Below are 11,957 nucleotides of genomic sequence, written 5' to 3'. Positions count from 1 at the left end.
GCATGGATACGTTTGACCGCACCTCTTCTCCGCTTGTGGAACACACCGACGTGGCGATTATCGGCGGCGGTCCTTCCGGCGCCTCGGCAGCGGCCTGGCTCTCCCGCCAGGGGCTCGACGTACGCGTCTTTGAGCGCCAGCATTTCCCACGCTTCTCCATCGGCGAAAGTCTGTTGCCCCAGTGCATGGTGCATCTGCAAACCTGCGGCCTGCTCGATGCCGCCAGGGCGGGCAATTTTCAGCCCAAAAACGGCGCCGCCTTCTGCTGGAACGGCAACGACGCCGCCATCGACTTTCGCGAGAAATTCACTCCCGGCCCCGGCACCACCTGGCAGGTCGAACGCGCCGATTTCGATCAGCGCCTGCTCGACGGCGCCCGGGAAGCCGGTGCGCACGTCGAGCACGGCATCAGCGTCACCGGTTTTACCCCGGATGCCCGGCAGCCACAGATTGACCTGCGCGACGAAGACGGTGCCACCCGCCGGGTCAGCGCGCGTTTTGTGCTGGATGCCAGCGGCTACGGCCGCGTACTGGCCCGTCTTACCGAGCTGGACTGCCCGTCTACCCTGCCCACTCGTGGGGCGCTGTTTACCCACGTCGAAGGTCTCTACGGCGACGATGATTACGACCGCGAAAAAATCCTCATCGGCGTACACCCGGAGCAGGACGACATCTGGTACTGGCTGATCCCCTTCCCCGACGGCCGCGCGTCGGTGGGCGTGGTCGCCGGTATCGACGATCTTGACGCCGCCGGCGACGACGATCCCGCGCGCTACCGGGCACTGATGAACGCCGAACCGCGCTTTGCCGAGCTGCTCAAGGGCGTCACGCCGGTGCGCGATATCACGAGGCTGGCGGGCTATTCGTCGAACATCGAGCGCCTGTACGGCCCCGGATTTGCGGTGCTGGGCAACGCCGGCGAATTTCTCGACCCGGTGTTTTCCTCGGGCATTACCATCGCGCTGGACTCTTCGATGCGCGCCGCCCCGCTGGTCATGCGCCAGCTGGAAGGCCAGGCCGTGGACTGGGACGCCGATTTTGAAGCGCCGCTGCGCGAAGGCATTGCCACCTTCCGCGCCTTTATCGACGCCTGGTACGACGGTGATTTGCAGCGGATTATCTTCCACGAGCGCCAGGCCCCACGAGTGCGCGAGATGCTCAGCGCGATACTCGCCGGCTACGCCTGGGATCGCGACAATCCCTTTGTCAGCGCCAGCCGCCGCCGGCTCAAAAGTCTGGCCCAGGCTTGCGCCCTGGAAACGAGCCCCAGCCCATGATGATTCGCTCCGCTTGCGCCCGACGGCGGGCCGCCTTGCCAATCCTTGCGCTGGCAGGCACGCTGCTCGCTGGCTGCGCTCTGGCACCGCCCGATTCGCCCAGGCCGGCACTGACACAACTGCCCGAGTTCGACGCCCGTCAACAGCGGCTGACGTTTATCACCGACGAAGGCCGGCGGGTGATGCTTGGCGTATTGCGCCACCACGACGACGCTCTGCGCATGGCGCTGTTAAGCCCTCAGGGCCAGCGGCTGCTGACGCTGGTACAGGATGGTAACGGCGCGCGCTTTTTGCCGGATGCCAGCATTAAGCCACCGTTCAGCGCCGGTTGGCTGGCCAGCCGGCTAGCATGGGATCTATGGCCTGACGACGCGCTCAAGCAGGCGTTTGTCGGCACCGTCTGGCGGCTGGAAACGCGGAATGATCAGCAGCAGATTTATCGCGGCTCCCGGCGGGTTGCGCGCCTGTCGGGTGACAGTGATTGCCGGGTCATTCATGATCGTGAAAGCGGCTATCGCCTGTATATCGCCACTCTTGACGACGCTCCTGATGACAAACCGCGAGCACCTGACACATGCCCCACGCCGTAACACCTTTACTCTGTCGCCTGCACACGCCGGCCGTGGTCTGCCCTCTGGGCGATGACCTTGCCGGGATTGCTGCGCGCCTGTTTGACGGCCAGCGAGGCCTGAACACAAGCGATGCCTTCACCCCCGGCCGTGCCCTGCCGCTGGGACAGGTAACCACTTCGCTACCCGATGATAGCGGCTGGCCGGCGCGGCACCGCTCGCGTAACAACCGCCTGCTGGCCGCCGCGCTCGAGCATCTGGCGCCCACCCTGGACGCCTATCAACGGCGCTGCCCGGGTGCCCGCATCGGCGTAGTGCTGGGTACCAGCACCTCGGGCATCGGCGCGACCGAAACGGCTATAGCGCAGTATGACGCCCACGGCGAGCTGCCGGCGAACTTTCACTACCAGCGCCATGAAATTGGCGCCTCGGCCCGTTTTATTGCCGAGCAGCTGGGGCTCAGCGGCCCGGCGTACACGCTTTCCACCGCCTGTACTTCCAGCGCCAAAGCGCTGACCAGCGCCCGTCGACTGCTGGCCAACGGCACCTGCGATGCGGTGATTACCGGCGGTGCCGATAGCCTGTGCGAACTGACCGTTAACGGCTTTGCCGCGTTGGAAGCGGTTAGCGATGCTCCCGGCCAACCTTTCTGCGCCGAACGCCAGGGCCTTAATCTGGGCGAGGCCGCCGCGCTCTTTCTGCTCACCGCCGAGCCCGGCGGCATACAGCTCAGCGGCTACGCCGAAACCAGCGACGCCCACCACATTTCGGCTCCGCGGCCGGACGGCGACGGCGCCCGACAAGCCATGCAGGGGGCGTTGGATATGGCCGGCATCACGCCGGGTGAGGTGGGCTATCTCAGCCTGCACGGTACGGCCACGCCGCTCAACGACAGCATGGAGGCCAACGCCGTAGCCGCGCTTGCCGACGGTGAACGTATCCCCTGCAGCTCCACCAAGGCGCTAACCGGCCATACGCTGGGCGCTTGCGGCGCGTTGGAAGCCGCTTTTTGCTGGCTGGCATTGCAGCACGACAGCCTCCCGCCTCAGGTACACGATCAGCCGCTGGACTCGGCCATCCCCACGCTGGGTTTTGTTTCAGCAGAGACTCCGAAAGCGCCGCCGCAAGGGCTTCGCTACGCGCTAAGCAACGCTTTTGCCTTTGGCGGTAACAATATCGCCCTGCTGCTGGAGCAAACCCCATGACCGCAACGTTCGCCGATACGCTCAATGAAGGCCGAATCACCGCCCGCCGTCCCATTGCCGGGCTGGTGCCACACAAAGGCCCCATGTGCCTGCTGGACGACGTGCTCGAGGCCGACGGCGAGCATCTGGTGGCCGAGATTACTCCCAGGCGCGATGATCTGTTTGCCCTGGATGCCGGCATCCCCGGCTGGGTCGGCATCGAGTGGCTTGCCCAGGCGATTGCCGCCTGGTCAGGCCTGCGTGCCGTCAGCGGCAACGGGACACCGCGGCCGGGCTTTCTCCTCGGTACCCGACGCTATCGCTGCCGCGACGCGCACTTTTCCTTTTCCTCCCCCATACGGGTGGAGGTTTCTCTTGATTATATGGCCGACAACGGGCTCGGCGCTTTTAGCGGGCGGCTGCTTGACGCCGCCGACGACGAATGCGCCAGCGCCACGCTTAACGTGTTTGAACCCGACGACGTGGCGGCCCTTGGCAGCCCGTTACAGGAATAACTTTCAGGATCGATACGCCCATGACCGATACCCCCCAAAACGCTACGCTGCTTGTTACCGGCTCCAGCCGCGGCATCGGCCGAGCCATTGCCCTGCGTCTGGCCCGGGACGGATTCGATATCGTACTTCACTGCCGTACCCGCCGGGACGCCGCCGAGACCGTGGCCGAAGAGGTCCGCGCGTTGGGGCAAAACGCTCGCATCCTTGGCTTTGACGTGAACGACCGCGAAGCCACCCGCCAGGCACTGGAAGATGACGTGGACGCCCACGGCGCCTACTACGGTGTGGTGTGCAACGCCGGCATCACCGCCGACGGCGCCTTCCCGACGCTTTCCGACAGCGACTGGGACGACGTGATCCACACCGGCCTTGACGGCTTTTATAACGTGCTCAAACCGCTGACCATGCCCATGATTCGCCGCCGTGCGCCCGGGCGTATCGTGGTCATGTCCTCGGTCTCGGGCATCATGGGCAACCGCGGCCAGGTCAACTACAGCGCCGCCAAGGCCGGGCTGATCGGTGCCACCAAGGCGCTGGCCGTGGAGCTCGCCAAGCGTCGCATCACCGTCAACTGCGTTGCCCCCGGGCTGATCGACACCGACATGACCGCCGACGTCGCCGAAACTGAGGCGCTCAAGGCCATTCCGATGCAGCGCACCGGCAGCGCCGAAGAAGTCGCCGGCACGGTGAGCTTTCTCTGCTCGCGGGACGCCGCCTACATTACTCGCCAGGTCATCGCGGTGAACGGAGGCATGTGCTGATGCAGACTCACTCGACCCACGCTGATGCCATCCGCGCTGACGGCATGGGCCGCCGCGTCGTTGTCACCGGCATGGCCGGCTTTTCGCCCATCGGCAACGACTGGCCGAGCATTCGTGCGCGGCTGGAAAGCCAGCAGAACGGCATCCACCACATGACCGACTGGGAGGCCTACGACGGTCTCAATACCCGGCTGGGCGCGCCGGTGGAAGACTTCACTCTGCCCGCTCACTACCACCGTCGCGTCTTGCGCAGCATGGGACGCAGCGCCCGCATGGCCACCCGTGCCAGCGAGCTGGCGTTGATCGACGCAGGCCTGCAGGGCGATCCACTGGTGAAAAGCGGCCATATGGGCGTAGCCTACGGCGCTTCCACCGGCGAGCCCGAGGCATTGGCAAAGTTCGCCAAAATGCTCACCAACCATTCCACCGACGGCATCAGTGCCAACTCCTACATCCGCATGATGTCGCATACCTCACCGGTTAACATCGGCGTTTTTCTGGGCCTGCGCGGGCGCATGCACACCACCTCCAGCGCCTGTACCTCGGGCAGCCAGGGCATCGGCTACGCCTACGAGTCCATCCGCTTTGCTCGCCAGAAAGCCATGGTAGCCGGCGGCTGCGAGGAGCTTTCGGTGTCCGAGGCGGCGGTATTCGACACTCTGTTTGCCACCAGCACGCAAAACGCGACGCCGGAGGCCTCCCCACGGCCTTTCGATGCCGAACGCGACGGGCTGGTCATCGGCGAAGGCGCGGGCAGCCTGATTCTGGAAGACCTGGAGCACGCCGAGGCCCGGGGCGCGACCATTCACGCCGAGCTGGTCGGCTTTGGCACCAACACCGACGGCCGCCACGTGACCCAGCCGGACGCCGCCATGATGGAGCAGGCCATCCGCCTGGCGCTCGACGACGCCGGCCTCACTCCAGAGCAGATCGGCTACATCAGCGCCCACGGTACCGCTACCAGCCGGGGCGATATGGCCGAAAGTCACGCCACCCACGCGGTATTCGGCTCCAACATGCCCATCAGCGCCTTCAAGAGCTTTACCGGCCACACTCTGGGCGCCTGCGGCGCGCTGGAAGCCTGGGTCGCCATCGAAATGATGCGCGAAGGCTGGTTCCACGCTACCGCCAACCTGCAAGGCGTCGACCCGTCATGTGCCGACCTGGACTACATCAAGGGAGACGCCCGCCGGCTCGACTGCGACTACGTCATGAGCAACAACTTTGCCTTTGGCGGCATCAACACCTCGCTGATCTTCCGCCGCTGGATGGAGTAACACTCGCGCTCTCGTCACACCCTGCGGCCGGACGTCGCCGGGTTTCACCACGCCAACCCCAATAGGGAACATTGCCCATGAACACGACCTTCACCCAATCACGCAAGACGCTGCTGCTGGCAACCGCACTGCTCGGCGGCCTGGCGCTCGCTTCCACCAGCCAGGCCCGGGACACCGAGCTGATGCTCCCCGTGGAAAACGTCATGAACATGCCGGAAGCTCGGGATAAGCTGGATGCCGATATTCGCTTCATCTTTGCCGACGCTCCCGACAACGTCGTCGAGGAGCACGGCAACTTCGTCAGCAACAAAAAAACCAACGCCTTCAACAAAAGCGACGATGAAGCCTGCCGCTGGGTGATGCTCTCGGCGCTGCTTAGCTTTCAGGACCGCGTACGCTCCGAAGGCGGCAATGCCGTGGTCAATATCGAAAGCTATTATGACCAAGAGCCCAACGCTTCCAAGGATCAATACGAGTGCCATGCCGGCGCCCTGATGGCAGGCGTCGCGCTGCGTGGCGATGTGGTAACCCTGCCCTAACGGAATGGGTATGGCGCCTCGCCTTGCGCTGCTGATGGTCCACTGCGCTAAAGGCGGCCATCAGCAGTCGCGCCGAGGCCGCGAGTTACTCTCGCGGCTCGCCGCCAACCAGGGCGTAAACTGCGCCGTGGATGCCTGGTCACCGCGTGGCCGGGCGGGGCCCCCTATTCACCCGGCGCTGGCCGCCCCTCACGTTGCCTGCCTGAGCCACCGCGATGACCGAGTGGTCGCCGGGCTTGCCAACTGCCCGATCGGGCTTGACCTGGAACACGCCCGCCCCCGCCATGCCCGGCGCCTGAACGAGCTGCTGGAATGGCTCCCCGAGCCGGACGTCAGACAGGCGATTCTGGTAAGCAACGACCCACCGGCCGCGTTTTACCGCGCCTGGACCCTGCACGAAGCGCTCTACAAGCTCGCCTGTGCAGAAGGTCAGCCGCCCGCCACCGTTCTCGATACCCGGCTTTCCAGCCTGGCGCCCCACGGCTCCGTTCACGCCTGGCAGTGGCAGGCCCACGGCTGGACGCTCGCCGTCTGCGCGCGCGACCCAGAGCTGAATATCAGATACGCAGAAAAAAGCCCGCTGGCTAGCGGGCTTTATAAGGTAGAAAGTATTTTCTAGAAATAATTGCCTTTGTCTGAATTCAATTTTTGAGGGTTCTCTACTTTTACAGCTGTACCGCCAGTGTAGGGGGCAGCCCAGGAAAAAGCTGAAACGGTACGACCGCCATACACATTGATAACGGCATTTGCTCCTACTTTTTTCGCCTCCTCGGCAAGCATGGGGTATAAACTTTCTACATTATCGTAACCTTGTCGAGCATTGGCTTTGACATCGCCTATTTTTTCATATTGTATTTTCTCGCCAAGTTCGCTTTGCGTTATAAAAACTTCACCCTCTGTCTGCTCTGATTCAGGCAAATAAGTAGCTGTAGATGAAGAGACGGACGCACACCCGGAAAGAAGCGCTACCAAAAGGGCGGAGCATATAAAATATCCTGCTTTCACAAAAAGATCCTTATTTTTGATTAAAAGAATGATTTCAAACCTGCATATAAAAATCTTCACCACTTGTTTTTAGAAAGCTCACTCGTTCGCCAAAAGCAATGAAGATATACTTTGCTAATATATCAGTCGCCATGATCGCAAAAAACCCGCCTTCCGGCGGGTTTTACTGACTCACGTCAAAGTTATAAACAGTTCAGCGGGCGATCACTCCCACTCAATCGTCGCGGGGGGCTTGGAAGAGACGTCGTAGGTGACGCGGGAGACGCCTTCCATCTCGTTGATGATGCGGTTGGAGACGGTTTCCAGCAGCTCGTACGGCAGGTGCGCCCAGCGGGCGGTCATGAAGTCGACGGTTTCTACTGCGCGCAGGGCGATGACCCATTCGTAGCGGCGGCCGTCGCCGACGACGCCGACGGATTTGACCGGGAGGAAGACGGCAAAGGCCTGGCTGGTTTTGTCGTACCAGCCGGATTTTCGCAGCTCTTCGATGAAGATGGCGTCGGCGTCGCGCAGTACGTCGGCGTATTCCTTTTTGACTTCGCCGAGGATGCGCACGCCGAGGCCCGGTCCGGGAAAGGGGTGGCGGTAAACCATGTCCGCCGGCAGGCCGAGTTCGACGCCAAGGCGGCGCACTTCGTCCTTGAACAGCTCGCACAGGGGCTCGACCAGGGTGAGCTTCATGGTCTCGGGCAGCCCGCCGACGTTGTGGTGCGACTTGATAACGTGAGCCTTGCCGGTTTTGGCAGCAGCGGATTCGATCACGTCGGGGTAGATGGTGCCCTGGGCGAGGAAGTCGACGTTGTCGATTTTGGCGGCTTCTTCGTCGAATACCTCGATGAAGGTGTTGCCGATGATCTTGCGCTTGGCTTCGGGGTCGGGCTCGTCGGCCAGCTTGTCGAGAAAACGCTGCTCGGCGTCCACGCGGATGACCTTCACGCCCATGTGGTGGGTGAAGGTTTCCATCACCTGTTTGCCTTCGTTTTTGCGCAGCAGGCCGTTATCGACGAACACGCAGGTCAGCTGATCGCCAATAGCGCGGTGCAGCAGCGCCGCCACAACCGAGGAGTCCACGCCGCCCGAGAGGCCCAGCAGCACGTGGCGGTTGCCCACCTGGTCGCGCACCCGGGCGACCTGATCCTCGATGATCTGCGCCGGGGTCCAGCGCTTTTCGGTACGGCAGATGCCGACCACAAAGTGTTCGAGAATCCGCTGGCCCTGGAGGGTATGGGTCACTTCGGGATGGAACTGCACGCCGTAAAACTGCCGGTCTTCACAGCTCATGGCGGCGATCGGGCAACTGGGCGTGGAGGCCGTGACGGTGAAGCCGTCCGGCATCTGAGCCACCTTGTCGCCGTGGCTCATCCACACTTCCAGGGTGCGCTTGCCGGTCTCGGTGTCCAGCCCGTCGGCGATGTCCTCGAATAGCGCCGTCTCGGCATCCAGGCCCACTTCGGCGTAGCCGAACTCGCGCTTGTTGGAGCCTTCGACGCGGCCGCCCAGCTGCTCGGCCATGGTCTGCATGCCGTAGCAGATACCGAATACCGGCAGTCCCAGCTGGAACACGCAGTCCGGCGCCCGGGGTGAGTCCAGCTCCGCGACCGACTCCGGCCCGCCGGCGAGGATGATACCGTTGGGATTGTAGTCGCGGATTTCGGCTTCGGTCATGTCGAAGGCGCGAACTTCGGAATAGACACCCAGCTCGCGCACGCGGCGGGCAATCAGCTGGGTGTACTGGGAGCCAAAGTCCAGAATCAGGATGTTATGGGCGTGAATATCAGTCATCGCGGTGTCTCTTGAACAGCGGGGGCGACGGCCGTTTCAGGCCGCCGCAGGTCGCGCTTGTGGTGCTAGCCGGCGCGGTAGTTGGGCGCTTCCTTGGTAATCTGCACGTCGTGTACGTGCGATTCGTTGAAGCCGGCGCCGGTAATCTTGACGAACTCGGGCCGAGTGCGCATCTGCTGCACGTCGTGGCAGCCGGTGTAGCCCATGGAAGCGCGCAGCCCGCCCATCATCTGATGAACAATGGCGCCCATCATGCCCTTGTACGGCACGCGGCCTTCGATGCCTTCGGGCACCAGCTTGTCGGCACTGGCGCCGGGGTCCTGAAAATAGCGGTCGGCGCTGCCCTGGCTCTGGGACATGGCGCCCATGGAGCCCATGCCGCGATAGGCCTTGTAGGTCCGCCCCTGGTAGAGCTCGACCTCGCCCGGCGCCTCTTCGGTGCCGGCGAGCAGGCCGCCGACCATAACGGTGCTGGCGCCGGCAGCGACGGCCTTGGAGAGATCGCCGGAATAGCGCACGCCGCCGTCGGCGATCAGCGGAATATCGTAGGGCTCGAGCGCCGCGGCGACGTTGGACACCGCGGTAATCTGTGGCACGCCCACGCCGGCTACCACGCGGGTGGTGCAGATGGAGCCGGGGCCAATGCCGACCTTGACGCCGTCGGCGCCGGCTTCGGCCAGCGCGCGCGCGGCATCACCGGTCGCAATGTTGCCGCCGATGACCTGGATTTGCGGGAAGGTTTCCTTGACCCAGCGCACCCGCTCGATGACGCCCCGGGAATGGCCGTGGGCGGTATCCACGATCACCGCATCCACGCCGGCTTCGGCGAGGGCGGCGATACGGTCCGGAGTGTCGTCGCCGGTGCCCACGGCGGCGCCCGCCAACAGGCGGCCATCGCTATCCTTGGCTGCCATCGGGTAGGTGCGGGCCTTTTCGATATCCTGAAAGGTCACCAGGCCGCGTAGATGAAAATCGTCGTCGACCACCAGCATCTTTTCGATGCGATGTTCCTGCATCTTGCCCTTGATCAGGTCCAGCGAGGTGCCTTCGGGGACGGTCACCAGCTCCTCGCGCGGGGTCATGATGTCGGCCACGCTATCGCCGTGGTTGGGCTGAAAGCGCATGTCGCGCTCGGTCACCAGCCCCACCAGCGTCTGGCCTTCAATCACCGGGAAACCGGAAAAGCCGTTTTCCCGGGCCATCGCCAGCAGCTCGGCCTGCTTGGCGCCAGGGCTGACGGTAACCGGGTCATTGACGATGACGCTCTCGTGTTTTTTGACCTTGCGCACTTCCCGTGCCTGCTGGGCGATGGTCATGTTTTTGTGGATAATGCCGATGCCGCCTTCCTGGGCCATGGCGATGGCCAGCCGCCCTTCCGTCACGGTATCCATCGCCGCCGACACCAACGGAATATTCAGGGCAAGATCGCGTGTCAGGCGGGTCCTGAGGCTGACGTCGTTGGGCAGAACGTCGGAAAAACCGGGGAGGAGGAGGACATCATCAAACGTAAGCGCTTCTTGAGCCATACGTAGCATAGCGGCAACACCCAGATTGGAAGTGGGAAGATGGGACCTGAGAGGTTAGCCCCCTATTATAGCGCTTTGCCCGGCTTTTCGGCAACGCAGAGCGGCCCGCTCTCCGGATACCCCGGGTCCTGTTTGCCAACCCTTTATTTTGCCCGGCCCATGAGATAATCCGCGACCATGACGACTGCATCCAACCCGCCCCTTTCCGTCAGCCAGCTGAACCATCAGGCACGCCGCTGCCTTGAGCGCGATGTGGGTGAAGTCTGGGTGGAAGGCGAGTTATCCAACGTGGCTCGGCCGTCTTCGGGGCACGTTTATTTCAGCCTCAAGGACGCCGACGCCCAGGTGCGCTGTGCGCTGTTTCGTACCCGGGCGCGCTTTGTCGCCGCGCCGCTGCGCAACGGCGATCAGGTCAGGGTGCGCGCCCGCGTCTCGCTGTTCGAACCGCGCGGGGACTATCAGCTGATCGTGGAGGCGGTACAGGCCGCCGGGCTGGGCGAGCTGCTGGCGACTTTCGAGCGGCTCAAACAGCAGCTCGATAGCGAAGGCGTTTTTGCCAACGCCCGACCACTGCCGCACCCGCCCCGGCGGCTGCTGCTGGTGACTTCGGCCACCGGGGCCGCCGTGCGCGATGTGCTCGCAGTGCTGGAAACACGCTGGCCGCTGGCCAACGTGACGGTGATTCCGGTGCCGGTGCAGGGCGACAAGGCGGCCCCGGCGATGATCGCCGCGCTGGGCCTGCTCAACCGCCAGTCGCGGCTGGAAGCGGACCGCGACGCCATCCTGATCACCCGGGGCGGCGGCAGCCTGGAAGACCTCTGGGCGTTCAACAGCGAGCATCTGGCCCGGGCCATTCAACACTCGCGCCTGCCGGTGATGTCGGCGGTGGGCCACGAAGTCGATGTCACGCTCGCCGACTTCGCTGCCGACCAGCGCGCCCCCACCCCTTCTGCTGCCGCCGAGCAGCTGGTGCCCGACCGCGCCGGTCTGCGCCGCGACATCAGTACCCGGGAATGGCGCCTGGAACGCGCTCTGGAATCACGCCTGGAACGCGAAGGGCAGCGTCTGGACGCGCTGCGGGCACGACTTCGCCACCCCGGCGACGCCCTGCGCCAACGGCGCCAGCAGCTCGATACGCTGAGCAAACGCCTGGAGCGCGCCGCGCAGAAACGCCTGGCGGAGCAGCGGGACAAGGAGCAGCAGCTGGAAAGGCGGCTGACCCATCATCACCTGACACGCCGCCATCGGCAGGCAAGCCAGCATCTGGCGAGTCTTGGCAGCCGGCTGGAGCAGGCCATGCACCGGCAGCAACAGCAGCGCCAGGCCCGGCTCACGGCGGCCGCCCGGGAGCTCAACGCCGTCAGCCCGCTGGCGGTACTGGGACGCGGCTACGCCATCGCTCAGGATGGCCAGGGGCAGGTTGTCCAGCGCGCGGCGGATACGGTGCCCGGCGAGCGGCTCAAGCTACGCCTGAATGAAGGCCGGCTCAGTGTCGAGGTCAAACGACGCTACCGTTAGCGGC

General features: G+C 64.1%; 12 protein-coding genes. 9 read left to right on the top strand and 3 right to left on the bottom strand.

The window, feature by feature from the left end; all coding sequences use genetic code 11:
• Positions 1–2: 2 nt before the first annotated feature.
• From C793_RS0104720 to C793_RS0104685, 8 genes are all read left to right on the top strand, one after another.
• Positions 3–1,277 (top strand): NAD(P)/FAD-dependent oxidoreductase, encoded by a 1,275-nt coding sequence (locus C793_RS0104720; RefSeq protein ID WP_017429803.1) that lies wholly within the window; start codon positions 3–5, stop codon positions 1,275–1,277.
• Between the two features lie 35 nt (positions 1,278–1,312).
• Positions 1,313–1,867, top strand: coding sequence for a DUF3261 domain-containing protein (locus C793_RS0104715; protein WP_245550189.1), 555 nt, complete (start codon positions 1,313–1,315; stop codon positions 1,865–1,867).
• Complete coding sequence (locus tag C793_RS0104710; protein ID WP_017429801.1) at positions 1,852–3,051, top strand: beta-ketoacyl-ACP synthase; 1,200 nt, start codon at positions 1,852–1,854, stop codon at positions 3,049–3,051. Before C793_RS0104715 ends, C793_RS0104710 begins: the two co-directional genes overlap by 16 nt.
• The gene (locus C793_RS0104705) at positions 3,048–3,545 is read left to right on the top strand and encodes a hotdog family protein (protein WP_017429800.1); all 498 of its coding nucleotides are present in this window, start codon (positions 3,048–3,050) and stop codon (positions 3,543–3,545) included. Before C793_RS0104710 ends, C793_RS0104705 begins: the two co-directional genes overlap by 4 nt.
• Positions 3,546–3,565: 20 nt before the next feature.
• On the top strand, positions 3,566–4,306 hold the full coding sequence (locus tag C793_RS0104700) for a 3-ketoacyl-ACP reductase FabG2 (protein ID WP_017429799.1): 741 nt from the start codon (positions 3,566–3,568) through the stop codon (positions 4,304–4,306).
• Positions 4,306–5,583, top strand: coding sequence for a beta-ketoacyl-ACP synthase (locus C793_RS0104695; protein WP_017429798.1), 1,278 nt, complete (start codon positions 4,306–4,308; stop codon positions 5,581–5,583). Before C793_RS0104700 ends, C793_RS0104695 begins: the two co-directional genes overlap by 1 nt.
• A gap of 77 nt (positions 5,584–5,660) precedes the next feature.
• Positions 5,661–6,122 (top strand): hypothetical protein, encoded by a 462-nt coding sequence (locus tag C793_RS0104690; protein WP_017429797.1) that lies wholly within the window; start codon positions 5,661–5,663, stop codon positions 6,120–6,122.
• A gap of 10 nt (positions 6,123–6,132) precedes the next feature.
• The gene (locus tag C793_RS0104685; protein WP_017429796.1) at positions 6,133–6,741 is read left to right on the top strand and encodes a 4'-phosphopantetheinyl transferase superfamily protein; all 609 of its coding nucleotides are present in this window, start codon (positions 6,133–6,135) and stop codon (positions 6,739–6,741) included.
• Here C793_RS0104685 and C793_RS14280 read toward each other — a convergent pair.
• The 3 genes from C793_RS14280 to guaB form a co-directional block, all read right to left on the bottom strand.
• The gene (locus C793_RS14280; RefSeq protein ID WP_217994457.1) at positions 6,738–7,127 is read right to left on the bottom strand and encodes a hypothetical protein; all 390 of its coding nucleotides are present in this window, start codon (positions 7,125–7,127) and stop codon (positions 6,738–6,740) included. The two genes, C793_RS0104685 and C793_RS14280, sit on opposite strands and share 4 nt — an antisense overlap.
• Positions 7,128–7,331: 204 nt before the next feature.
• Positions 7,332–8,909, bottom strand: a complete 1,578-nt coding sequence (guaA, locus tag C793_RS0104680; protein ID WP_017429795.1) for a glutamine-hydrolyzing GMP synthase — start codon at positions 8,907–8,909, stop codon at positions 7,332–7,334.
• A 65-nt stretch (positions 8,910–8,974) separates the two neighbouring features.
• Complete coding sequence (gene guaB / locus C793_RS0104675) at positions 8,975–10,444, bottom strand: IMP dehydrogenase (RefSeq protein ID WP_017429794.1); 1,470 nt, start codon at positions 10,442–10,444, stop codon at positions 8,975–8,977.
• Between the two features lie 168 nt (positions 10,445–10,612).
• On the opposite strand from guaB, the gene xseA reads away from it, so the two are divergent.
• On the top strand, positions 10,613–11,953 hold the full coding sequence (xseA, locus tag C793_RS0104670; protein WP_017429793.1) for an exodeoxyribonuclease VII large subunit: 1,341 nt from the start codon (positions 10,613–10,615) through the stop codon (positions 11,951–11,953).
• The last annotated feature ends 4 nt before the right edge of the window (positions 11,954–11,957 follow it).

Origin of the sequence: Vreelandella jeotgali Hwa (assembly GCF_000334215.1) — a bacterium.
Taxonomy (GTDB): Bacteria; Pseudomonadota; Gammaproteobacteria; order Pseudomonadales; family Halomonadaceae; genus Vreelandella; species Vreelandella jeotgali.
This window is presented reverse-complemented; position numbering and strand designations above follow the sequence as displayed.